General features: G+C 66.8%; 20 protein-coding genes. 11 read left to right on the forward strand and 9 right to left on the reverse strand.

The features are described from left to right. Positions 1-1,751 (forward strand): ABC transporter substrate-binding protein (locus B1729_RS17010; protein WP_239539694.1); only part of this gene is annotated, 1,751 nt, incomplete at its 5' end. Between the two features lie 335 nt (positions 1,752-2,086). Here the strand turns inward: B1729_RS17010 and B1729_RS17015 are convergent. After that, positions 2,087-2,638, reverse strand: a complete 552-nt coding sequence (locus B1729_RS17015) for a hypothetical protein (protein ID WP_163633959.1) — start codon at positions 2,636-2,638, stop codon at positions 2,087-2,089. A gap of 239 nt (positions 2,639-2,877) precedes the next feature. Here B1729_RS17015 and B1729_RS17020 point away from each other — a divergent pair, with 239 nt between their 5' ends. From B1729_RS17020 to B1729_RS17050, 7 genes are all read left to right on the forward strand, one after another. After that, positions 2,878-3,657 carry a CPBP family intramembrane glutamic endopeptidase gene (locus B1729_RS17020; RefSeq protein WP_239539695.1) on the forward strand — a complete coding sequence of 260 codons (780 nt, stop codon included), beginning with the start codon at positions 2,878-2,880 and terminating at the stop codon, positions 3,655-3,657. Positions 3,658-3,949: 292 nt separating this feature from the next. Beyond that, the gene (locus tag B1729_RS17025) at positions 3,950-4,777 is read left to right on the forward strand and encodes a metalloregulator ArsR/SmtB family transcription factor (protein WP_163619009.1); all 828 of its coding nucleotides are present in this window, start codon (positions 3,950-3,952) and stop codon (positions 4,775-4,777) included. Further along, the gene (locus tag B1729_RS17030; RefSeq protein WP_163633961.1) at positions 4,774-5,367 is read left to right on the forward strand and encodes a dihydrofolate reductase family protein; all 594 of its coding nucleotides are present in this window, start codon (positions 4,774-4,776) and stop codon (positions 5,365-5,367) included. The genes B1729_RS17025 and B1729_RS17030 overlap by 4 nt, the downstream gene beginning before the upstream one ends. A 38-nt stretch (positions 5,368-5,405) precedes the next feature. Then, positions 5,406-5,915 (forward strand): Rrf2 family transcriptional regulator, encoded by a 510-nt coding sequence (locus tag B1729_RS17035; protein WP_204260138.1) that lies wholly within the window; start codon positions 5,406-5,408, stop codon positions 5,913-5,915. 97 nt (positions 5,916-6,012) lie between these two features. Then, complete coding sequence (locus tag B1729_RS17040) at positions 6,013-6,495, forward strand: cupin domain-containing protein (protein ID WP_163618995.1); 483 nt, start codon at positions 6,013-6,015, stop codon at positions 6,493-6,495. Between the two features lie 288 nt (positions 6,496-6,783). Continuing rightward, positions 6,784-7,413: an ABC transporter ATP-binding protein gene (locus B1729_RS17045; RefSeq protein ID WP_163633963.1), complete on the forward strand. Its 630-nt coding sequence runs from the start codon at positions 6,784-6,786 to the stop codon at positions 7,411-7,413. Positions 7,414-7,493: 80 nt separating this feature from the next. After that, positions 7,494-8,903, forward strand: a complete 1,410-nt coding sequence (locus B1729_RS17050) for a hypothetical protein (RefSeq protein WP_163633965.1) — start codon at positions 7,494-7,496, stop codon at positions 8,901-8,903. A 132-nt stretch (positions 8,904-9,035) separates the two neighbouring features. Here the strand turns inward: B1729_RS17050 and B1729_RS17055 are convergent, their stop codons facing one another. Beyond that, entirely contained in the window at positions 9,036-10,172 is a 1,137-nt protein-coding gene (locus tag B1729_RS17055; protein ID WP_163633967.1) for an epoxide hydrolase, read from the reverse strand. Between B1729_RS17055 and B1729_RS17060 the strand changes: the two genes are divergently transcribed. Further along, entirely contained in the window at positions 10,134-11,204 is a 1,071-nt protein-coding gene (locus B1729_RS17060; RefSeq protein WP_204318957.1) for a YafY family protein, read from the forward strand. The genes B1729_RS17055 and B1729_RS17060 overlap by 39 nt on opposite strands. Positions 11,205-11,589: 385 nt before the next feature. Here B1729_RS17060 and B1729_RS17065 read toward each other — a convergent pair whose 3' ends face one another. Continuing rightward, the gene (locus B1729_RS17065) at positions 11,590-12,393 is read right to left on the reverse strand and encodes an alpha/beta hydrolase (RefSeq protein ID WP_163633969.1); all 804 of its coding nucleotides are present in this window, start codon (positions 12,391-12,393) and stop codon (positions 11,590-11,592) included. Between the two features lie 679 nt (positions 12,394-13,072). Here B1729_RS17065 and B1729_RS17070 point away from each other — a divergent pair. Then, positions 13,073-13,864: a zinc permease gene (locus B1729_RS17070; RefSeq protein ID WP_163633971.1), complete on the forward strand. Its 792-nt coding sequence runs from the start codon at positions 13,073-13,075 to the stop codon at positions 13,862-13,864. 235 nt (positions 13,865-14,099) lie between these two features. On the opposite strand, the gene B1729_RS17075 is transcribed toward B1729_RS17070, so the two are convergent. Then, positions 14,100-14,804 (reverse strand): YhjD/YihY/BrkB family envelope integrity protein, encoded by a 705-nt coding sequence (locus B1729_RS17075; protein ID WP_163618984.1) that lies wholly within the window; start codon positions 14,802-14,804, stop codon positions 14,100-14,102. A 314-nt stretch (positions 14,805-15,118) separates the two neighbouring features. Then, complete coding sequence (locus B1729_RS17080; protein ID WP_239539698.1) at positions 15,119-16,459, reverse strand: glutamate decarboxylase; 1,341 nt, start codon at positions 16,457-16,459, stop codon at positions 15,119-15,121. A gap of 136 nt (positions 16,460-16,595) precedes the next feature. Between B1729_RS17080 and B1729_RS17085 the strand changes: the two genes are divergently transcribed. After that, the gene (locus tag B1729_RS17085) at positions 16,596-17,252 is read left to right on the forward strand and encodes a YrhK family protein (protein ID WP_239539696.1); all 657 of its coding nucleotides are present in this window, start codon (positions 16,596-16,598) and stop codon (positions 17,250-17,252) included. Between the two features lie 326 nt (positions 17,253-17,578). On the opposite strand, the gene B1729_RS17090 is transcribed toward B1729_RS17085, so the two are convergent. From B1729_RS17090 to B1729_RS17105, 4 genes are read right to left on the reverse strand one after another with little or no spacing between them, the layout of a single operon-like run. Then, on the reverse strand, positions 17,579-19,810 hold the full coding sequence (locus tag B1729_RS17090) for a glycoside hydrolase family 3 N-terminal domain-containing protein (protein ID WP_163633975.1): 2,232 nt from the start codon (positions 19,808-19,810) through the stop codon (positions 17,579-17,581). Continuing rightward, positions 19,807-22,452 carry an alpha-L-rhamnosidase gene (locus B1729_RS17095; protein WP_163633977.1) on the reverse strand — a complete coding sequence of 882 codons (2,646 nt, stop codon included), beginning with the start codon at positions 22,450-22,452 and terminating at the stop codon, positions 19,807-19,809. Before B1729_RS17095 ends, B1729_RS17090 begins: the two co-directional genes overlap by 4 nt. Beyond that, positions 22,449-23,315, reverse strand: a complete 867-nt coding sequence (locus tag B1729_RS17100) for a carbohydrate ABC transporter permease (RefSeq protein ID WP_163633979.1) — start codon at positions 23,313-23,315, stop codon at positions 22,449-22,451. Before B1729_RS17100 ends, B1729_RS17095 begins: the two co-directional genes overlap by 4 nt. 5 nt (positions 23,316-23,320) lie before the next feature. Next, a complete protein-coding gene (locus B1729_RS17105; RefSeq protein ID WP_163618972.1) occupies positions 23,321-24,205 on the reverse strand; it encodes a sugar ABC transporter permease in 885 nt (294 codons plus the stop codon). Between the last annotated feature and the right edge of the window lie 9 nt (positions 24,206-24,214).

The raw sequence follows: 24,214 nt of genomic DNA on the forward strand, positions 1-24,214 counted from the left end.
AAGCAATGAAGCTTCGAAAAGCGATGGCGGTCGCCGCGGCCGCAATGCTTGCTGCCGGCGCTCTCACCTCATGCACGGCATCTGCGGACGCTCAGCGTGAAACCATCTCCGAGTTTCCCCAGGCCTGGGACAACGAGATCACGATCGACGTGTTCTCGAGCCTCTCCAATTACATGGGGATGCAGGAGGGCTGGTTCGCCAAGATCGTCAAGGACAAGTTCAACATGAAGCTGAACATCATTGCCCCGAACGTCGCGGGCGGTGGTGACACGCTTTTCAACACACGCGTCTCGGCCGGCGACCTGGGCGACCTGATCGTCACCGACAAGGGCAATCGGCTGGACGAGCTCATTCAGGGCGGACTCGTGCTCGATGCGGCGTCGTTCTATCCGGCGATGGAGAATCTCAATCGCTTCGATCCCGCGGTGCAGCACCTGAGCGAAGAAAACGACGGGATGTACGCCCTGCCTACGCAGGTCTCGTCGATCAAACCGTGGGAACCGTCGGAGGGTCTCGACCCCACGTTCGGTCCATTCCTGCGCTGGGACTATTACAAAGAGCTCGGCTACCCCGAGATCGGCACGCTCGAGGACCTGCTCCCCGTGCTCGCCGACATGCAGGCGGCCCATCCCACGGCCGACAACGGTCAGCCCGCCTACGCACTGTCTCTATTCAAGGACTGGGACGGCAACATGATGGTGATGGGCAAGCAGCCCGCGTGTCTCTACGGCTACGACGAACTCGGCTTCGTGCTGGCCAAGGCCGACGGTTCGGACTACCAAAGCATCCTCGACTCGGATTCGCAGTATGTGCGTGCGCTCCGCTTCTACTACGAGGCGAACCAGCTCGGCCTGGTCGACCCAGACTCAACGACGCAAAACTACGACACGATGTACTCGAAGTACCAGAACGGCCAGGTGCTGTTGTCGTGGTGGCCGTGGCTCGGCCAGGCGGCGTACAACACAGAGGCGAATCTTGCGGCCGGCAAGGGGTTCATGATGGCGCCGCTAGCAGACCAGCAGATTTTCTCGTACGGCGCCGAAGCGTATGGTGCCACCCAGGTATTCGCCATCGGCTCCAAGGCCGAGGACCCGGAGCGGGTCGCGGCCTTCCTCGACTGGCTGTACTCGCCTGAAGGCGCCTACAGTGGCGCCAACCAGGTGTCCGGTGCCACGGGGCCTCAGGGGCTGACCTGGGACCTCGCCGACGACGGACCCACCCTTACCGACATCGGGCAGCAGGTGTTCCTCGAGGGCGACGCCGACGTGCCCGCGGAATGGGGTGGTGGCAAGTACGTTGCGGGCGCGTCGGCGCTCAACACCACCTCGGTCCTCCCCGCCGACATCGATCCGACGACCGGCTTGCCATACAGCTACAAGTTCTGGCCGAGCTACCAGGAGCTCCTCGCGAATCCGGTTGTTGATGACTGGTCGGCTCAGATGGGCGGTGCGACCAGCACCATGGACTATCTCAAGACGAACGACCAGCTGCTCGTCGGCGCGGGCGCCGGCTACGCGGCACCGGCGGACGACTCGCAGATCGAGACTCTGCGGAACCAGATCAAGGAGATCGTCGTCCAGTACTCGTGGCAGTTGGTCTACGCCGAGAACGACGCACAGTTCGAGTCGCTACTGACTGAGATGCAGAACACGGCGAACGGGCTTGGTTACGAGAAGGTTCTCGAGGTAGACCTGGCGAATGCGAAGGAGCAGAACGACGCGCGAATCGCCGTCGTGGAAGCCTTCCAGTAGTATCCGTCAGTCCACATGTGGAGGGCTCGGGCTGCGGCTCGGGCCCTCCCGTCATGCGGGACCCGAGTAGCCTCGCAAGCCGGTTCCATCCCGCCGTCCGGGTTGCCCGCCGGGCACGGAGGATCATGATCTCGTGTGCGAAGAATCTGCGAACAACTGAACAGCCCCGAGCCTCGTTGCACGTTGTCCCACGTCGCCTCCAACTGCGTCGAATCAACGCCAACGCACTTCACTGGACCTTGACGCAAGCCAAGAGGCGGGGTTCAAATCCCTCCGTCTCCGCCAAAAAACCCAGGTCAGAGGGGTTGCCGGCGACCGGGACCAGTGTCACGCCACTAAGGGCCGCTCGCCGCGCGAGCGCCGGGCTGCAACTGGGCTCCGCGGCGGCCGCCCCATTCGGCGTGCCAGTACGCGGCATCCTGACTTCCGACCCGGACGATCCTGTCGTCGGCTGGGGGCGCGTGCCAGAGCTGGATCGTGTACCAGTCGACGATGCCCTCGGCGAACTCGCCGGCCTGACCGGCGTCCCTGCCACTCGCGCTGACGCGAACCCGATATGTGCCCGAAGGAACGTCGAGTGTGCCGCTCGACTCGCCGGCCCACGTCTCCCAGGACAGGCCGCCTTCGCTCACTTCCAGTGAGACTTCGACGATGTCTTCCGCCTCGTCCAGGTCAGGCTCATCCTGGTGCAGTTCAATGCTTACGGCCGAGCCGCCCGATCGTCGGGCAAGCACTACATGGACCACCCCGGGAACAGCGGCGCCCACCCAACCGTTTGTCTGGCCGGCGAAGAACCGGTTGGCATCCCCGTCGAAGCCGTCAGCACCCTGGAGAATCGTGAACTGGCCGTAATCCGTGCGCACCACCTCGTCGAGAAGTATCAACACGCGCTCAGGCTAGCGACACTACCCAACGCGTGCGCAGGTCGACCGATCATCGGATGCTGCAATTAGTCCCACCCGTTACGCGTTGACCGCTCGGGCGAGCATTGTGCTCTCGCTGTTCTGACTCCGCTGCCGCCGTAGTGTTGATGATTCGGGTTATCTCGCCGAGCTGCACGCCCATTGCGGTCGCCGTCTCACACCGTACTTCGCAGGACCTTCACATCACCGAAAGGCAGCAGCGCATGCGCGTCACTCCCCGCGTCTGGATCGGCTTGACGATCTACGTTGGTTACGTCTTGGTCATCTACGTCGTCTCAAGACTCAGCGGAGTGGCATACACAGACATCGGGAAGTCCGCCGAGTTCACCTGGCGTGGAGCGGTCCTCGACCTCGCGGTCGGCGCCGTACTACTTGCCATCACCACATGGCTGTTGGGCTGGTGGAAGCCCGCGCTCTTCGAGCGAAAGCGTTCGCATCACAGGTGGCCGATCTTCGTCCCCGCGATCATGCTCGTCGTTGCCATCCTGAACCTTTCCAATACCGACTGGTCCAAGTTCGACGCATCGTTCATTCTGTCGCTCCTCGCTCTCGGGATCGCTGTCGGGTTCTGCGAAGAACTGCTGTCACGAGGTCTCCTGCTGACGGCGTTCCGCTCACAGCTGTCCGAAGTTTGGGTGTGGCTGCTCACCTCGCTTCTCTTCGGCGCCATGCATTTGATCAATGCCGCCCTCGGCGCCCCCGTCGCGAGCACACTCGGACAAGTACTCATCGCCGCGATGTCGGGCACGTGCTTCTACATCGTGCGACGGGTCACGGGCTCACTCATCTGGGCGATGGCGCTGCACGGCATCTGGGACGTGTCCGCGTTCTCGGTCGGCTTCGCCCCGCTCGGCCCCGCCTGGGCGACTTTCCTCACGCCAGTCATCGGCCTTCTTGCTGTCGCTGTTGTTTACTGGGTCATCAAGGGCACCGACGAGAAACCGATCGCACTGACTACCGCCACGACGAGCGTTCGACGGTAGGACCGACGGACGACGAACCGCACCCCGCTAGGCCGCCAAGCACCCCACGAGGCGCGTTGAACGACCCGTGATCGGGCCATCACTGACGACTCGTTCGGTCCTAAGCACACGCTCGATCGCGGACCCGACCGGCGGGCGTGGCGTGGATCTGGTGGAGCACTCGCGTTCGCGTATCGATTCGTTGACGGCCTGGAGATCGACTCTGTTCGGAGCCCGCGACCTCCTAAGACCGCAGCTGAAACGCCAACAATAGTCATTGACAGGAATATTCGCGACGGTGAATACTTTCATCATGCTCGAATGGCTCACAGCACTCTCCGACACGGCACGATGGCGAATCGTCCGTCTCCTCGCGGACCGCCCCCGCTCGGTCGGCGTCATCGCCGAACTGACGGGGCTGCGGCAACCGCAGGCGAGTAAGCACCTGCAAACCCTGGAGCGAGCGGGACTCGCGGTCTCTCGTCGGAGCGGGCAGCGACGCATCTATGCGCTCGAGCCCGAGGCCATGCTGGCATTGGGTTCCGAAATCACGCGCCTGGCGGAGGTCGCAGCCGACGGCAGGGCGCTCTTCGATAGGTACGCATCGGCCGTCGAGGCGGAAACCGTGGCCGCTGAACACGGCCGCTGGCCCGACGAGCGCGACTACGTCTTCCGACGGACTCTCCCAGCTTCCACCGCCACCGTCTGGCGATACCTCAGCGAGCCGGAACTTCTCTCCCAGTGGTGGGCACCCGCAGATCTCCGACTGGCGCACCTGGAGTTCGGCCCCCAGCCCGGTCAGCCGATCAACCAGACCTACGTCGACGCTGACGATCGGAGCGGCAAGGACGGCGTGATTGGGCACGCGATCGGTGCCATCGAGCAGGTCGATCCCCAAGCCCGCCTGACCTTCGTTCTCTCCCCGCTGCTCGCCGACGGAAGCACCGCTTTCACGGCCCACTATGTCTGGCTCCTCGGGGCGACCGAGGCCGGAACGGATTTCGAGATGCGCCTCCGCATCACGGACACCTCCGCGCCGTCCGCGGAGTTCATCGCCGGTATCGAGCTCAGTTGGGACCAATGCCTCGACCGACTCGTCTCGCAGCTTGCAGCGATCATCAATGAAGGGGAACCGAAATGACCACCACCGACCGTCGCGTCGTCGCGAACATCGCCGTGAGCCTGGATGGGTTCTACGAAGGTCCCGGAGGCCCGTCGGACATGTCGTGGCTCATGCCCTACGCGGTCAGCGACGTCGCCCGCGACCACCTCACCGGACTCTGGCAGAACGCCACGACCGCACTGCTCGGACGCACGAACGCGGAAGGCTTCTTCAGCTACTGGCCGACAGTCGCTGACGACGAGAACGCGGACCCGAGGGACCGTGGGTACGGAGCATGGATGCGCGACACGGAGAAGGTGGTGCTCTCCCACTCGCTTCACTCCGCGCCCTGGCCCAATGCGAGAGTCTTCGACGAGCCCGCCGCCGACGTCGTCAAACGACTGAAGCAGGAACCGGGTGGCGACATCGTCGTGTTCGCCAGTGCAAGTGTGATCAAGGCGCTCCTCGCCGCGGATGCCCTCGACCGGCTCTCAATGACCGTTTTCCCGAAGATCCTCGGCGGCGGAAAGCGTCTCTTCAACGGCGAGGCTCCGGCGTCCACCTGGACACTCACGAGCGTGACGCAGGGCGAAGGCGTCGTAGCGCTGACCTATGACACGAGTCGCTGATGGACCTCCATGCATTCTGGACATGTAGTGTCTAGATCATGGAACTGAGCAAGGGCGTCGAGTGGGCGTTGCACACGTGCCTCAACCTCAGTTGGATCGAGGGCGGCGAGGCGAAGACGACGGCAGAGCTCGCGGCGTACTACGACCTGCCGCAGGCTTATCTCAACAAGCAGCTGCAGGCGCTGACCCGTGCCGGCATCCTCTCGTCGACGCCCGGGCCGCGCGGAGGCTTCCGCCTCGACCGAGACCCCGAGCAGCTGAGCCTGCTCGACATCGTCGTGGCGATCGAGGGGCGTGTCGCGGCGTTCGCTTGCGAGCACCTGCTCGCCGACGGCCCCGGCGGCGACGCATCCGTCGACTACGCCCTGACCTGCGTGCTCTCGCAGGCGATGTCACGCGCCGAGCTCGCCTGGCGGCGCGAGCTCGCGAGCAGCTCGCTCGCGGACATCCGGCGCGAGGTCGAGGCGAAGTACCCGCAAACTCCAGGCGCCACGCGGGCCTGGTTCCTCACGGCCCGCGCCGATGGCCGGCGGCTCGCCCGGCGCTGAGGTACCAGGCGTCAGAGCAGTCGCCGCCGCGACGCCACTCGTGTCTCATAATTCTAGACATCTGATATCCAGATACCCGAATGAAAGGCAGTACCGAATGCACACCGCAACCAGCCACACGATCGTGCGAGCCGCAACGGCGGAGACGCTCGCAGACGGCCCAACGAGCACCATCACGCTGCTCGCCGACGGAGAGCACACCGCTGGCGCGACAACCATCAACCGCGCGCACCTCGCCCTCGGCTCGCCCGGAGCACCGGCGCATCGGCACGAGCACGCCACCGAGACCATCTTCGTCATCGACGGCTCACTCGACGTGCTCATCGACGACGAGGTGCACACCCTGACCGCGGGCGACCTCGTCTTCATCGACTCGGGTACCGCCCATGCCTTCGCGCCGACCACCGGCAGCACCGCCGACTTGCTTGCGATATACACCCCCGGCCAGGAGCGCTTCGCCTACTACAGGATGCTGCAACAGCTCCACCTCGGCGAGATCACGCTGCCCGAATTGCAGGCGACCTCCGACCGCTTCGACAACCACTACGTGGACAGCCCGGTCTGGCGCGCTCGCGACTGACCGCGGCAGGTGTGGCCGCCCCATGCGGCGGTCGGCCGCGCCCATGTCCTCGCACGATGATGCGCGTGCGACGGGTTGTCAGCAGCGACGGAGACTATGGTCGCCTGCAGCCCAGGCACCAAATGCCAGCACCCGTGGATCGACCACGTCCCTGCCGCCGGCCGCCCGCCGGGGGTGTCCAATAGGGTCGATAGCCCGTCCGGGGAGCTTTCGTGCGTTGCGCGCTCGCGGAGCCCACGCGGCGGTCTTGTCGAGTTGCGGGTCTGCGGTCTCTGGGAGAGTGGATTCATGATCGAGATGGACGACGTCTGCGTGAGGACGGGTGACGTGACGCTTCTCGCTGCCGTCTCCGTGAGGGCGCGGCGGGGTGATGCTCTGATCGTGCGAGGTCGGAACGGGGCAGGAAAATCGACCTTCTTGCGGGTGCTTGCCGGTGTCCGGAAACCGACGGCGGGACTGGTACGCATCGGGGGTGCTGACGTGGCTGAGCGGGATGTTGAGTTCCGGCGACGGGTCGCGGCGATGATCGGGCTGCCACCGATGGCCCCTGACCTCACCCTCTATGACCATGTCCTGCTGGTCGCTACTAGTTGGGCGCGCGCACCGGGGACGGCGGTCGCGACCGCACGTGACGTGCTGGCGGAGCTTGGGCTCAGCGGGCTGAGTGAGCGGTTCCCGCATGAGCTCTCGTCTGGTCAGACGCAGTTGTTTGGTCTCGCGATGACCCTTGCCCGCCCTTTTGAAGTGTTGATCCTCGATGAACCGGAGCAACGGCTGGATCCTGAGCATGTTGAGTCGGTGGCCCGCGTCTTGCGCGCTCGCCGCGAGCGGGGCGTAACCCTGGTGCTTGCCACGCACAGCTCAGCACTTGCGGACGGGGTGGGCGGACAGACCGTCTGGCTGGGTGCCGCGGCATGAGCGCACGCTCGGAAGCTGCGATTCGCGTATGGCGCGCACGTGGCGCTCGCACCGTCGGCGACCGCGGCTACGTGGTCTACATGTTTTTCATGGTCACGCTTGTGGTCGCGGCGCCCGTTGCGCGCGCCGTGTGGTTGAGCGCGTTCAGCACGGAAGGCGCTGCCCTGTTCGCGTCCCCTGCGGCGCCGGCAGTGACCGCGCTCGTTGTGGTGTGTGTTTGGGTGGGGGCACTGCTGGTGGGTCGCGAACGTGGCCCCGCCCTGCTTCCCCCGTTCCTCACCCATGCGCTGGCCACAACCGACCTGCCCCGATCGGACACATTCGCCGGCCCGGTACTGCGCGCCGGCGCCGTGGTGACGGCGTCGACGACGATCGCGGCGGGCCTCGTTGCGAGCAGTCTTGCAAGCCGTGGCCTGGCTGAGCCGCTTCATGCGCTGGCGTTCACCGCGGTCGGAGCGGCAGTCGGAATCGTCACAACCGCCTTCTGGCTCATCGGCCAAGCCTTCTCCCGAGCCGCCATGCCACTGGCCCTTGGCTCACTGGTACTCGGCGCAGCCACCGCGACATTCCCCAGTACACGACCGTTCACCCCCTGGGGATGGGTCGCCCTCGCTTACCCAGGTATCGGTTCAATGTCCGCCACCGCCGCGGCATGCGCGCTCGCCATCGCACTCGCCGCCTCGCTCCCGACGCTGATGAACCGACTCAGTCACGCAGAACTCGCAGCGCAGGCGGCGCGTTGGGATTCCGCCACGATTCACGCCGCCGGCATGGACTTCGGCACCGCCGCCGCGATCTACCAGGGAAGACCACACCGAGGCCGCCGTCTTCGCGCCGTTCGACCGATGAATCGGCTATCCGTGACGTTCTTCATCCGCGACGCCGTCGGAGCGACGCGCACACCGGGCCGCTTGATCGCCGGCATCCTTGCCCTCACCGGTGCAGGTGCACTGATCGTGCTTACTTTCGCGCCCACAACACCCAGCCTTCTTCTCGGGGCCGTGGCAGGCGTATTTCTGTTCACGGGACTCGGACCCCTCACAGACGGGGTGCGCCACGCCGCCTACGTCGCATCAGACCTCCCGCTGTACGGGATCAGCGACGCGCACCTATTGACGAACCACCTGCTCTTCCCACTGACCATGACCGCGATCGTCCTAGTAACCGCCGTCACGGTATGCGCGGCCGTCACGGGAATCGCAGTCATCCCACCGCTTCTGAGCGCTTTGACTCTCGCACTCCTCACCCTGCTCGCAAGAGTCAGCAATGCCCTTAAGGGCCCACTCCAACCTGCCCTCCTCGCACCCATCCCCACCCCAATGGGCGACCTGGGGGCGGCGATTCGACTCATCTGGGCCATCGACGCAGTGCTCGTGGCGGCGATAGCTGGGGTATCCGCGACGCTCATCCTCCAAACTCCAATACTGCTCGTTGGCATCACAAGCGCGATGCTCGCAGTCGCTGTCCACCGATGGCGTCGGCGCGGATAGCCCCACCGAAGCGCCGAGCCCTGTGGACACCGAAAAGGCGCGCGCAGCAGGACCCATTTGCGTACACCTGTTGGTGACGACATACCGCGCCGATTGGGTCGGCGGGCGCAGCCCGCCGGCCCTCTCGAGGAGTCAGGACATGCCGTGGAAGAAGCCTCGGATGTCGTCCGCGAGCAGCTGAGGCTCCTCCATCGCGGGGAAGTGGCCGCCCTCGACGTGGTCGGTCCAGCGGTCGACGGCGTTCCAGGGGTCCATTGTGCGGCGGATGAGGGGGTGGGTGTCGAACGCCACCCATGCTGACGGCACGCCCGGGGCGAAGGCGAACGCCAGTTCGGAATGTTCGGACTCGTAGTAGAACTGGGCGCTCGAGGCACCGCTTCGCGTGAACCAGTAGAGGCTGATGGTGGTGAGCAGCTGGTCGCGGTCGACGACCGGCGCTTGGTAGCCGTCGCTGGTCCTGGTCTTGAACTTCTCGCCGATCCACGCGAGCAGGCCGGCCGGTGAATCGGTGAGCGCCGGTCCGATCGTGTCGGGTCGGTGGTTGTGCATCTCGAGATAGCCGCGTTCGGCCGCGCTGACGGCCTGCAGCGTCGCGAGCTGGTGGGCCTCGTCGCCTGTCAGGCCTTCGGGCGCGGGGAAGATGACACCGACCAAACCGAGCACGGCGCGGTCGAAGCCGAGGTGCGTGCCGATCACTCGCTCCGGGTACAGAGCCGCGAGGCGGCCCGCGATGCCGGAACCGATGTCGGTGCCATGCACCGCGTATCGCTCGTAGCCGAGCCGTGTCATGACCTGGGCGTAGGCATCCGTCGTCCTTGCCAGTTCCCATCCGCCCGACGACAGCGGAGTGGAGAAGCCGAACCCGGGCGGCGAGGGGATGACCACATGGAACTCGTCGGTCAGCAGCGGGATCAGCCGCTGGTACTCGACGAACGAACCCGGCCAGCCGTGGTTCAGCAGCAGCGGAGTGGCGGCCCGGTTCGCTGATCGTACGTGCACGACATGGATCATCTGGCCGTCGACGACAGTAGTGAACTGCTCGTACTGGTTGAGCTTCGTCTCTTGCGCACGCCAGTCGAAGCCATCATGCCAATAGCCGGCGAGCTCCTGAAGATACGACAGGGGGATGCCGCGGCTGAAGTCCCGGGAGTCATTTCGGTCTGGCGAGGGGATAGGCCAGCGCGTGCGGGCGAGTCGGTCGCGTAGGTCGTCGAGGTGAGCCTGCGAGATGTGGATGCGGAACGGCGTGAGCGCCGTGGACGTGTTCATGCCATCGACCATTCCAAGCGATGCGGCAGGATAGCTTCCGCAATCTCCGGAATGATCGAGGACATGCTGGAGACATCGGCCCGCCTGCTCGAATTGCTGTCGCTGCTACAGCTCAAACGTGACTGGACGAGTTCAGAGCTCGCCACCCGGCTCGAAGTGAGCACCCGAACGGTACGTTCCGACATCGGAAAGCTGCGATCGCTCGGCTACCCCGTTGATGCTCGGCCCGGCGTCGCCGGCGGTTATCGGCTGGCCGCCGGCACAGCCATGCCGCCGCTGTTGCTCGACGATGATGAGGCTGTCGCCGTCGCGGTCGGACTGGGTGCGGTCGCGACCTGGAGGCTCGGCGTCGAAGAGACTTCGCTCACCGCCCTCGCGAAACTCGAGCAGGTGATGCCCGCACGCCTGCGACGGCGCGTCGATGCGATACGGGAGTCGACCAGCGTCGTTCCGGGAACGGAACCGCGACCCGATCTCTCGGTGCTGAACGCGGTGGCCTCGGCCATCCGCGGCCATGAACGGCTTCGGTTCGGCTACACCACGCACGACGGCGGTGTAGGGGCGCGCCACACCGAGCCGCAACGGCTCGTGAGCTGGGGCCCCGTCTGGTATCTGTTCGCATGGGACCTCGACCGTGAGGACTGGCGAGTCTTCCGCGTCGATCGCATCGTTCCGCACCAGCCGACGGGGGCGCGATTCCGTCCTCGCATGATCGCGGAGGACGATCTCGTCCACCACGTCGTCAGACGCATCGTCCAGGCGAGCTGGAAGTACCGCGCACGGGTCTTGGTCCACATCCCCGCCGCCAGGGTCGCCGCTGCGCTCGGCATCCCGGTCGACGTCGAACCGGTCGATGACTCCACATCTCGAGTCGAGCTCGGTTCGGATGACCCCGACGCCCTCGCGCTGCGGATGGCGCAGCTCGGCGCCGACATCGAGGTCGTCGAGGGCGACGAGCTGAAGGTGGCCTTTGAGCGCCTGGCAACGAGATTCAGCCGCGCAGCCGGCAATGACGGTCATTCGGCCAGGTAGCCGGTACGCGGATCGATCTCAGACAGGACCGCACGGATCGCGGAACTGACCCCGTAGCCCGCGTTCGGGCCGCTCACCCAGGTGAGGTGAGTCGAGCTGCCATTTCTGACCACGTCAAAGGATTCATCGTCGACGACGACTCGGTCTAGTTCCGTCGCGACGCGTTGGTCTCACTCGCGGTTGATCCCTGGCGCGATCGCCGCCGGCGGCCGGCGGTACCCGCGCAGGCGGTTCGTATGAGGATCCTTCAGCGGGCCGATCGCGTTCACAGTGAGCAAAGTGCCCGGGCAGAGGGTGCAGGGAGCTCACATGACCCGCGATCTGCTCGGTCGGTGAGTATTCACCTACGCTCTGCGCGGCGCCGATTCTGGTTGGTTGGACCTGATCACCGCGTGGGCGGCTCGGCGTGGGCACGCGCCTCGCGCGAGGCGGCGACCAGTAGAGCGTCGAGCTCTGGTCCGGTGCAGTCGTGCCCGGCCCCGGCGATCTCCACCAGGCTGGCCTGCGGAAGAAGTGCGCACAACTCCAGTGACGCGCTGCGAGGACTGCGCGCGTCGCCGGTGCCACGCACGACGACGGTCGGCGTTCGGATTGCAGACAGACCCGGACGGAGATCTTGCGCCATCACGGGCAGCAGGGCCGCCGTCGTGGCCGGTCGCCAGTCGTCGAGGAGACGGCGGGCATGGGCGCGACGCGCCGGGTCGGCATCGGGTGCGAATACGGAGTCGAGGAACTCGTCCGCCCAGTCTTCGGCCGGGTGCTCCATCGTGAACCGCACCGCCGCGATGCGCTCTGCAAGCGCGTCGGGGGCGAGGGATCCGCCCCAGCCCGCGTACGCGCCGACGAGAACCAGCCGACCCACCGAGGGGGGATGGTCCCGGGCGAGGAGTAGCGCGATGATCGATCCGAGCGAGAAGCCCGCGACTGCGGGGCCCCGTAGTCCCAGGGCCGTGATGAACCCAGATGCTGCGCCGGCCCAATCCGCGTCGACCCACCCGTTGGGTACATCCTCGGATGCACCGCACCCGGGTGCATCCCACGCGATCACGTCGATGTGCGGGCTGAGTCGCTCGAATTCCTCATCCCAGACCCGAGCGTCTTCGAATGCTCCGTGAAAGAGAACCAGTGGCGCCCCGCGCCCGCGCCGCCGGTAGGCGATGCGCACCGCGCCGACCACGACCTCGGGCATATTCCGAGGGTACGCCTTCGCCCTCGCCCGGAAGCGATACCCATTTTGAGCCTGGAAGGGCAAGCGTAGGCCGCCGCTAGCGAGTGTGAGCGTCGAGTTGCTCACGCCTCGACCAGGGGTTCAGCGCGACGCATGGTGTGCGTCTCGATTGCCTCCCGTTGAACGACTCCGAGTATCTCCGAACGTGGTCGAGCACGATCGTAGACCGAGTCGAATCAACGCGAACGTCGTCCAGCGCACAGGAGGATACCCGTGCAGACCGGGTTCAAATCCGTCCGTCTCCGCCGTAAAACCCCCTGATAAGTGCCATTTTTTTTGGGCTCATGCCCACGTTTCGCCCACATTCGTTGGGGCGTGCAGCCCCACCCGCCGAGGTGGGCTGTCCTCGATCTGTCGAGCGCTATTGAAGACCCGCACTGCTCCCGCCGCGCGCAGCTCGCCGGCATCAGCCGTTGTCCCCAGCCCGGGCCGAACGTCCACATCGGGTCTCTGTCGGCCTGGACGCGCGCCCGCGGTACCACGTCAGCCCGGGTAGCGCCATGGGCTCACTCGACCGCGGGGCGGTCGCTAGCGTCCGCGTCATGGATGACCCGACTGATGACCGTTCGGCCCCCGCAAACGGGACGCGCGCAGCAGGCGTCGGCGGGACCGAACTGCGGGAGGCTGTGGAGGACTACGCGTGTGGATGACTCTCCTGTTCGGGGCCGTTGCGTCGAGCGCATTGATAATCGGCGCGGCCGTCGGCGTCCGGTTCGAACTTCCGAAGCGGCTGCTTGCGATGCTGCTGGCGTTCGCGGCAGGCGCCCTGATCACTGCTTTGAGCTTCGAACTGTTCGAGGACTCGTACGAGCGAGGCGGCATCTGGTTGGCAGCGATCGGGCTGTTCGTTGGCGCGCTGGTCTTCACCGGCCTGAGCGCACTCCTCGACAGGTGGGCGCAGCCCGGCTCGCGATCCAAGCCGGCCGATGAGTACCGGGGGAGTGCGAAGCTCGATACGGACGCCGCGGCGGCTGATCAACCAGCTACCGCCGCGACCACGCGTGGGACGGCGGGGCTCGCGCTGCTGGCGGCTGTGACGCTCGATGGTGTGCCCGAGAACCTGGCGCTGGGCATCTCACTCACCGAGGGCACTGGCGGTATCGCCTTGCTGGCGGCCATCTTCGTCTCCAACTTCCCCGAGGCCTTGGTCGGTGCGGCGTCGATGCGAGAGCAAGGTCGCTCAGCGGCGCAGGTGATCCTTCTGTGGACGGCGTGCGCCGCGCTACTGACGGTCGCGGTGGTGGCGGGCGCGGTCTTCCTCTCCGGCAGCGACCCTGCGGTGGTCTCCCTGCCGCTCGCCTTCGCCGCCGGAGCGGTGATCGCCTCGCTCGCTGACACACTGATGCCCGAGGCGTTCGAGCACGGTGGGCCCGCGGTCGCGCTCAGCACGGCTGCCGGGTTCGTGTTGTCCTTCGTGCTCTCACTCGCGTGACCGATGTTGCTGCTTACATGGTGCCCCCGGACGACGCGGATGGAACGGGAACGAGTTCCGCAAGCGCCCGGATCTGGCAATCGAATTCCGCGTGATCCCGCGGAAGAGAGCCCCCAGGATGCCCAGCACACGAAGCCAGATCGACCGGCTCGGGGTTCGGTCCGCGTTTGTCCGGTGCTGGATTCGATGTCCCTCGTTGTCATAGTCATCGATCTGGGCGCAGAGGCGCACCAACTCATCGCGGGGCTCGCCGCATGTAGGTGAGGTAGATCACGCGACCGACCGCTGCCCCGACGAGCAGGATGAACGCCAGAACCAAGAGCCAGCCGATGTAGGTGAACGCCATGCCCAGCACGCCGAATCGCGTCGCCGAGTCGGCGAGGAGGGGCGGCAGCACCACTCGTGCGACCAGGCCCGCCAGGGCGAACCCGATGCCGGCGAGCAGGGCACCGGGCAGCAGTTGCCGGAGGCCCACCAACCGGTTGATGACGATCCAGGAGGTCAGCCACCACACGGCCGTCCACAATATGACTTCGGCGAAGAACGCGACGACGGATACCGGGCCGTCGCCGCGCACGAAGATGCGTGTGGCGAGTATGAACCCCAGCCCGACGATCACGCAGACAACCGCAGCCAGCCACCTCCACGCGAACTTGATGCTGATGGTCGGTGTGCCCCAGATCGTGTGAAGGCTGCGTTCCAGAGCGCGGGCGAACGAGGTCGCGGCGATGATGAGCAGCACCGCGCCGATCACACCGGTCGCCCGCAACTCCTGCACCCCGCCGGGCAGCGACTTCTCCAGAATGTCGGCAGTCGCCGCATCCAGGCCCATGTGCTCGGCCAGGATGGGACCACTTCCAGGGTCCAATCGAGACCGTATCGCGCCGGCGACGATCAGTAGCGGCAGGATCGACGTGAATACATGGGCGGCGAGGGTCATCCCGCGATCAACGAGTTGCAGGTTGCCGAGGTCGCGAGCAACCCGCAGTAGGAACTGCCCCGAAGCCGATCTTGCGGCCAACCGCACCAGGCGATTCACAGTCCAACGTGACATGGAGCACCTCGGAAGGTCGATCGAGGAAGACGGCGCCCGCCCGTGCTGAGGCTAACACCGGCCTCTTCGCGGACTGGTTCCACCAGCTTCGGGCCCGGTGTAGGGCGGCCGCCTTCGCGGAGGGCTCTTCACGTCCGGGCCGGTGGCGGGGCGCTGCACACGCATCGCGGAATGGGAGCGGCGGGCGGCGTGATCAGGGACTAGTGGGTGAAGGTGGAGACGAGCCCTTCGGTGGGCATGGGTGATTCGAGCGCGTCGAGGTAGGCGACGGCGTCGCGGATGTCGAGAATCAGGCTCTCGGCGAGGTTGCGGCTCAGCCCGTTGCGCACCACGATTCGTTGCACGACCAGGTCGGTGAGGTTGTCAGGCATCGGGTATGCCGGGATAAGCCACCCCTTCAAGCGCAGCCGCTCGGACAGATGGTAGAGGTTCCATTTGTCGGTGTAGCCGGGGCTCAGTTGCCATGCGAATACGGGGATGTCGGTTCCGTCGTTCCAGAGGTCGAACGCGGGCATCTTCGCGATCTCGCCGGCGAGGTAGACAGCGACGTCCTGGGAGGCCTTCTGCACCTTGTGATAACCGTCCCAGCCGAGCCGTAGGAACAGGTAGTACTGCAAGAGCACTTGCGCTCCCGGCCGGGAGAAGTTCAACGCGAAGCTTGGCATGTGGCCGCCGAGGTAGGTGACATCGAAGACCAGGTCCTCGGGGAGGTCCCGGACGGTGCGCCAGACAACCCACCCCAGCCCTGGATACACCAGCCCGTACTTATGCGCGGAGGTGCTGATGGAAGCGACCCGTTCCAGGCGGAAGTCCCACTCCAGCTCCGGCTGAAGGAACGGGGCGACCATCCCGCCAGAGGCGCCGTCGACGTGGATGGGAACGTTCAGGCCTGTCTGGCTTTGGATCCGGTCGAGCGCTTTCGCGATCTCTGCGACCGGCTCATACATCCCGGTGTAGGTCACGCCCATGATCGCCACCACGCCGATGGTGTTCTCATCGACGTACTTCTCCAGCTCGAACCCGTCGAGGCATTTGTGCTCGTCGGTGATAGGCACATATCGTGCCTCCACGTCCCAGTAGTTGCAGAACTTCTCCCAGCACACCTGCACCGCGCTGGAGAGAATGAGGTTCGGCTTCTCGGTCGAGAGCCCTGCCGCACGGCGTGCGTGCTGCCAGCGCCGCTTCAGTGCGAGCCCGCCGAGCATGCACGCCTCAGAGGACCCGATCGTCGACGTCCCTATCGCCGACTCGGCGTCCGGGGCGTTCCAGAGATTGGCGATCATCTTCCAGCACCGCGTCTCGATCGCCGCGGTCTGCGGGTACTCGTCCTTGTCGACCATGTTCTTGTCCGCGGTCTCCGAGTACAGCCGGTCCGCATGCGGATCCATCCACGTTCCGACGAAGGTCGCAAGGTTGAGACGGGAATTCCCATCCAGCATCGCCTCGTCATGAACGATCTGGTACGCCGTCTCTGGGAGGCACTCTGCCGGAGGAAGGGTGTTGAGCGGGAAGTCGGTCGCCTCCCCGTCGCGCGCGAACATCGGATTGAGCTGGTTCTGGTCACTGATTCCGGTGAAGGCATGAGCTGGTTCGCCGCGGCGCGAGGGGGTCGTCATGTCGTCAGGATAGGACCTCGCCACCATTCACGTCACTGGGTCCATGAAGTGGCGTCGTTCCGTGGAACGCTACCCTCAGATCGTGCCCCCCGGTCGCAGTGCTCGCCTTCGTCGTGAGGCGTGGGGATTCGCCATCGGCTCCGTCTGCTTCGCGGTCGGAGCCGTGCCGTTCTATGCGGATGGCGTTGGCCCCGTCCTCACGAACGCGACGTTCTTCATCGGCGCCATCTTCTTCACCCTCGCCGCCCTCATCCAATTGGTCTTGAGCGGACGCCGCCCACCCCGGCGGGGGACCAACCCGGCGGACCGCTGGGACTGGTGGGCAGCCCTCGTCCAGTTCGCCGGAACACTCTTCTTCAACGTGAGCACCACCGAAGCCCTGATCACCGCGATCAACCCGGCCACCCAGGTCGCCAGCGGGTGGCGCCCGGATGCGTTCGGCTCGATCTGCTTCCTCGTCGCCAGCACCTTCGCTGTCATCGCCACACGAGACCGCGACCACCTGTGGGACCCGGCGTCGCGAACCTGGCAAGGTAGCTGGCTGAACATGCTCGGCTCGGTGTTCTTCGGAATCTCCGCCGTCGGCGCGTTCGTCCTCCCCGCCACCGGCGACCTCGCAAGCCTGCTATGGGCAAACCTCGGAACCTTCCTCGGCGCCCTCTGCTTCCTCACCGCGGCCCTCCTCAGCCGACGCACCGCACCGGTCCAGAAGCAGTAGGAGGTCGGTTGCGCTCAGCGTGGCCGTCTCGCCCTCACCTGTCAGCGGGCTCGCGAACCGGAGTCTTCCGGCGCACGCCGGGCGGGCTGCGTGGGCACAGGCCCGGGGTCAGCGAGCGGTGGTGTGCCGAGCGTCAGCGGAGAGCCGGACTCGACGAGCACGGGCGTGCCGAAGTGGCGGATGCTGAGGGCCGCTGCAGCGCCAGGACCAGGTCTGCCTGCTTGACGACCTGCTTGCGGTACCTGCGGTGGCCGCGCCGATCCTGCGCGGGGTGGGCATGCTCCGGAAGCGCCACTTGAAGCGCGAACGGCGCGACCAGACAACACCTAGGCGCGTCGCACCTCGTCGAGGAGGTGGGGTGAGAGGACGTTGCCGGCATCGACGGCGAGGCGCTTGATGGGCAGCCCGCCGATCATCAGCCGGGCGGTCGGGTCACTGAGCAGGCCGATGGTGTTGCCCACGGCGTCGAGATCGCGGACGCGCGCGAGCAGCCGGGGCCCCACGACCGGATGGTCGAGCCACTCCGAAAGCGTCGACTCCGGCGTCAGCTCGTCCACTGCCCCGGACGCGGCGACCTCAACGTCGACGGACGCGATGACGTCGCGCGATGACCGGGCGAAGCGCAGGGCGTGGGTTCCGGCATCCGTCACCCATCCGCGTGGCTCGTCCCAGCGTGCGAGGGCCCGATGCCCGACCTGGATGACGACCTGGGTCGACTCTCCGGGGGCGAGTTCGGCGGTCGCGAATCCGATCAGCTCGCTCGGCGCACGCCGTGCGGGCGCGGGCGGTGCGCCGAGGTAGAGCTGGACGACGTCGCGGGCGGTGAAGGCGCCCACGTTGCGGACGAGAAGGGAACACTCCCACCCGTCCTCCGTCGCGCGGACGGCGGGGTCGGAGTACGCGAACTCGGAGTACGTCAGTCCGTGACCGAAGGGGAACGCCACGTCCCGTTCGAGCTCGTCGTAGCCCCGGTAGCCGACGAAGATGTCCTCGCCGTAGGCGCCGCTCTCGGTGGTTCCCGGGAAGGACAGGTGGCTGGGCGTGTCCGACAGCGCCAGCGGGATCGTTTCGGCCAGACGCCCCGACGGCGAGACGGCGCCCGTGAGGATGCGCGCCAGCGCCTGGGAGACTCCCTGACCGGCCAGTCCGGGGAGCATGATCGCGTCGACCTGCTCGCGCCAGGGTTCGAGGTCCACGACGCCGCCGGCGATGCAGACCACGACCAGAGGCGTGCCCGCGTCGACGAGCTCCTCGAGCAGGCGAAGCTGGGCGTCCGGGAGTGCGAGCGTGGTGCGGTCGTAGCCCTCGCTCTCGGCAGCTTCTGGCAGCCCCACGACGACGATGCCGACATCGGCCGCGGAGACGGTCGCCTTCGCTCGGGCGAGTGCGTCGGCATCCGTCGTCACTCCATCGTCCGCGTAGCCGGGGGAGTACGTGACGACACCGCCGCGCGCGGCGGCCAGCGCAGTGACGAGGGGAGCGGGCGGTTGCGCCGCGTTGACGCCGGCACTGCCGCCGCCCTGGAAACGAGGAGCCCGGGCGAAAGCGCCCACGACCGCCACCGTGGCATCCGGCTGCAGTGGCAGGACACCCTGCTCGTTGCGGAGCAGGACGGCGGCGCGTTCGGCCGCTTCCGTCGCGAGCACTGCCGTGTCGAGACCGGCCGTGGATGACTCGGCCGTGGGATCGTCGCCGCGCGCAGAGGTCGCTGCCCTGCGTGCGAGATCGACGATGCGCTGAGCGGATGCTCGCACCGTCGCCTCGTCGAGGGTGCCGTCCTCGACCGCGGCGAGCACGAGCGCGTCGGAGGCGCCCGACGTCGAGGGCATCTCGAGATCGAGGCCGGCGGCCAGCGCGGCGACACGGTCGTCGACCGCGCCCCAATCCGAAACCACCACTCCGCCGAAACCCCACTCGTCGCGCAGCACGTCGGTGAGGAGCCATCTGTTCTGCGTGGCGTAGGTGCCGTTGATGCGGTTGTACGACGCCATGACGAGCCAGGGCTCGGCCTCTGTCACGACCTGCTCGAAGGCGCGGAGGTAGATCTCGCGCAGCGCCCGAGCCCCCACGTCGGCGCTGACGCGCATGCGGTCGGTCTCCTGGTTGTTGGCAGCGAAGTGCTTGACGCACGCGCCGACACCCGTCCGCTGCACCCCGCGCACGAACGCGGTCGCGAGCCGGCCGGTCAGGTGAGGGTCCTCGGAGAAGTACTCGAAGTTGCGGCCACCGAGCGGGGAGCGCTTGATGTTCATGCCCGGGCCGAGCAGCACCTGTGCGCCGGCCCCGCGTGCGTCGAGGGCGATCGCCTCCGCGACGCGGGCGACCAGGTCGGGGTCCCATGTCGCGGCCATCGCCGAGAGTGTCGGGAAGCACGTGGCCGAGACCTTGCCCGCGAAATGCGGCAGGTTCATCGCCAGCCCGTTGGACCCGTCCGTCAGTTTGACGGGCGGGACGCCGTGGGCCGGAAGGGCGCGGGTGGTGTCCATATCGGCGCCGGAGAGCAGGCTCGCACCCTGCTCGAGGGTGAGGCTCGGCTCTGCGGCGGTGGTCTCGTTCACAGCACACCCGCTTCGATCATCTGCAGACGCTCCTCAGGATTATGGATGTTCCAGCGGCGGGGGCGCGGCGGATCCGCGTCGGCGGGTCGATAGGCGCACTCGAACCGGTGCGCGCCCTCGCCGACCTCGATCGGCGCGGCCTGCGCCGAGGGGAGGACGATCTCCGCAGTGACGCCCGGTGGCACGTCCACATCGACGAAGAGGCGCCCGTCGGCACGCCGCCACTGTACGCCGATCAACCCGAAGGGCGACAGGTGTGCCGTGGACGCCGACTCGAGGCCGCCGCCCGGCTGAGGGGCGACGCGCACCCGCGACCAGCCCGGCTCCAGCAACTGCAGCCCACCGACAACGCGGTGAAGGAAGTCGGCGACGGCGCCCAGCGCGTAGTGGTTGAAGGATGTCATCTCACCGGGATTCACCGAGCCGTCCGGGAGCAGGCTGTCCCACCGCTCCCAGACCGTCGTCGCGCCCATCGTCACGGGGAACAGCCACGACGGCGTCTCCGTCTGCAGGAGGAGGTGATACGCGGTGTCGGGGTGACCCGTGGTCGCCAGGGCGTCGCAGACGAGCGGCGTGCCCACGAAGCCGGTCTGGATGCGGTGGTCGCCCTCGCGGACGAGTTCGGCCAGACGAGCACCGGCCGCCCGCCGCTGGGCGTCATCCCGCAGCAGATCGAACATGATTGCGACCGAGAGTGCGGTCACGGTGTCGCTGACGACGAGGCCGGCGGGCGAGACATAGTGGTCCCGGAACGCCGCGACAGCACGGTCGGCCATGCGGCCGAGATCGGATGCGGCATCCGTCTCTCCGATCAGGTGCGCCGCCTCGGCCGCCAGGCGCGCGGACCGCGCGTGGTAGGCGGTGGCCACGAGACGCGGATCGGTGCGGGAATCGCCCGGGCGGTCGGGCGGTGCCGCGGGGTCGAGCCAGTCGCCGAGCTGGAAGCCGGTGCTCCAATGCCCGGTCTGCCCGGTCAGGGCGTGAACCTGCTCGACCCACGCGCGCATGCTCGCGAACTGCTCGCGGAGGATGCCGACATCGCCGGTGCTGCGATACAGCTCCCACGGCACGATGACCGCGGCGTCGCCCCAGGCAGCGGCGGGATCGCTGGGGAACCCGCAGTCGATCCACGGATGGAAGTTCATGACCGAGCCGAACTCCGCCTGCTCAGCGGCGAGGTCGCGCAGCCAGTTCTGAAGCACCCCGACAGAGTCGTACAGATATGTCGCGACCGGCGCGAAGGCCTGGATGTCGCCGCTCCAGCCCAGCCGCTCGTCACGCTGCGGGCAGTCGGTGGGCAGGTCGACGAAGTTGTCGCGCATGCTCCACACGACGTTCTGGTGGAAGCGGTCGAGGAGCGGGTCGCTCGCCGAGAACCAGCCGGCGCGGGGCATGTCGGAGTGGACCACGAGTGCTTCCGCCGAGAGGAGCGACCCGCCGGCCGGCAGGCCCCGCACCTCCGCGTAGCGGAAGCCGTGGAGCGTGAACCGCGGTGTCCAGATCGACGGCTCGTCGCCTCCCGGAGTGTAGACATCGACGGATGCCGCGCTGCGCAGCGGGCGCGTCGCCAGTTCGCCGTTCTCGAGCACCTCGGCGTGATGGATCTCGATCGGGGCGCCGCCGGAGCCGGCGACGCCGATGCGGACCTTGCCGGCGATGTTCTGGCCGAAGTCGATCAGGATGCGGCCATCGGCCCGCGTCACCATGTCGGCGGGGGTCAGGACGTCGACGACCCGGACCGGGGGACCGGTGGGGGATTCGAGGGTTCCGGTCGCGGCGTGTGGTGGGAGGATGCCGGCCGCAGTCCACCCCGCGCCGTCGAAGTCGGGTTCCGACCAGTGCGCGATCTCGAGGCCGGCATCGTGCGACTCGCCCTCGTAGAGCCCCGTGCTCGTGATGGGAGAAGGCACCCACGACCAGGTGAGCGGAGCCGTGCGGCGACCGAGGTCGTCCTCGACCTCCAGCTGCACCAGTGCTGCCACGTCGGTGCCGTAGTTGTCCCACAGGCCGCCGTTGAACCCGAGCCGCCCGCGGTACCAGCCGTCGGCGAGCCAGACGCCGACGGCGTTGGCCCCGGACTGGAGGAGCGACGTGACATCGTGCGTGCGATACCTGAGGCGATGGCGGTAGCTGCTCCACCCGGGTGCGAGCACGTCGTCGCCCACGCGGCATCCGTTCATCTCGAGATCGAAGACGCCGTGCGCCGTCGCGTAGACCCGGGCGAGACGGACCTCGCCGACCACGTCGAAGGCCGCCCGCAGCAGGTAGGCAGGTCTCGCCCCGTCGTGCGGGGCAGCGGTCGATGGGCTCACCCAGTCCGCGGTCCAGTCCGTGCTGGTGAGCAGGCCGGCCTCCACGCGGAGCGGCTCGCTCCACGCCGTAGGCCCGTCGCCGTCGGCGTCCCACAGCCGGACTCTGACGTCGGCGGTCTCGCGCGAGGCGAGGGGACGGCTCGGCCAGGACCGGAAATGCGACGCGGTCGTGTCGACCCGACCGGATGTCGTGATGTCGCCGTCGCCGTGACGGATCTCGATCTCGTACGCGGCCTGCCTGGTCGTGGCTCTCCAGCTCACGCGGGGCTCGGTCGAGCCGATGCCGAGCGGATCGTCGAGGTGCTCGATGCGCAGGTCGGCCGCGGTCATCCCTTCACCGACCCGGCCGTCAGACCCTTCATCACACGCTGGTTGAGGAAGAGGTAGATGGCGAGGGTGCCGATCACGTTGATGGAGATGGCGGCGAAGGTCGGCCCGTACTGGATCTGGCCGAACTGGCCGGTGAAGTTGAGGAGCCCCACCTGGATGGTGCGCAGGTCGTCGCTCGTCGTGAAGGTGAGGGCGATCAGCAGGTCGTTCCAGATGAAGAAGAACTGCACGAGCGCGACCGTGAAGACGGCATTGCGCACCAGCGGGAAGCCGATCGAGAAGAACGTGCGGTAGATGCTGGCGCCGTCGAGGGTCGCCGCCTCGAAGATCTCGCGCGGGACGCTCCGGAAATACGTCGCCATCATGAAGACGGTGAGCGGCAGGCCGATCGCGGTGTACGTGATGATCAGCGGCCAGAGCGTGCCCGTCAGCCCCGTACGGAAGTACATCGTGAACAGCGGGAGCAGGATCATCTGCCCCGGGATCATGATGCCGACCAGGAAGGCCAGCAGGACCGGACCGCGTCCCTTCCACACCATGACCTCGAGCGCGAACCCGGCGGCGACGCCGAGCACGATCGTGAGGAAGAGCGAGGGGAAGACGGCCAGGATGCTGTTGCGGATGTAGACGTCGAGATGCCCGACAGTCCACGCCTCGACGTAGTTGCTGAAGTTCGTCCAGTCCTCGGGGAGCGCCCAGGTCGGGTTGTTGAGGAACTCGTCCTGGGTCTTGAGCGAGCCGGTCAGCATCCAGAAGAGCGGGTAGACCACGACGATGAGAAGGATGCCGAGGATGATCCACATCGGCACCTTCGCCAGTGCGCGTCGCACGCGGCCGGGGTGGTGAACGGTTGAAGTCGTCATGGCGGCTAGTCCTTGGTCAGATCGCGGCGGTTGGACTGGAAGATGAAGATCGTCACGACCAGGCACAGCACCGTGAGCAGCAGCGCGATCGTGCTGCCGAACCCGTACTCGCCATAGGTGAACGACGTCTGGAACATGTACAGGGTCAGCGGCGTGGTGGTGTTGCCCGGCCCGCCGCCGGTCAGCGCGAGGATCGAGTCGAACACCTTGAGGGTGCCGTTGATGCTGAAGATGATCGACGACAGCAGCACCGGCAGCGACAGCGGGATCACGATGTGCCACACCAGGCGGAAGCCGGAAGCGCCGTCCAGCCGGGCGGATTCGAAGATGTCGTCGGGGATGTCGACAAGGCCCGCGTAGAGCAGCACGGCGTAGAACCCCATCGACCGCCAGAGGTCCATGAAGATGATGACCCAGAACGCCGTCGCCGATGACGCGAACCAGTCGACGGAGGCGATGCCGAACACGTTGAGGATGTCGTTGACCAGCCCCTGCACGGGCGCGATCTTGAAGAGCTCCTGGAAGAGCAGGGCGACTGCCACCGTCGGAAGGACGACAGGGAAGAACGCCAGAGTGCGGATCACGCCCGAGGCCTTGCGCAGCCAGAAGACGTAGATCAGGGCGAGCCCGTAGCCGAAGAGCACCTGCAGCAGCGTGAGGACGACGGCGTATCTGATCGTGAACCACAGCGCGTCTCCGACCTTCGGGTCGGTGAACAGCTGGGCGAAGTTGTCGAACCCGACGAAGGTGAAGCCCAGGATGGGGTTGCCCTCGAACACCGTGTACCCGAGCGACCAGAAGATCGGGACGAGCATGACGAGGGTGTACACGAGCAGGGCGGGGCCGAGCAGGATGGTGATGGCGCGCCAGTCGCCGAGTACGCGGTTCACGTGGTGGTG

This window comes from Microbacterium sp. B35-04, assembly GCF_010634885.1.
Classification (GTDB): Bacteria; Actinomycetota; Actinomycetes; order Actinomycetales; family Microbacteriaceae; genus Microbacterium.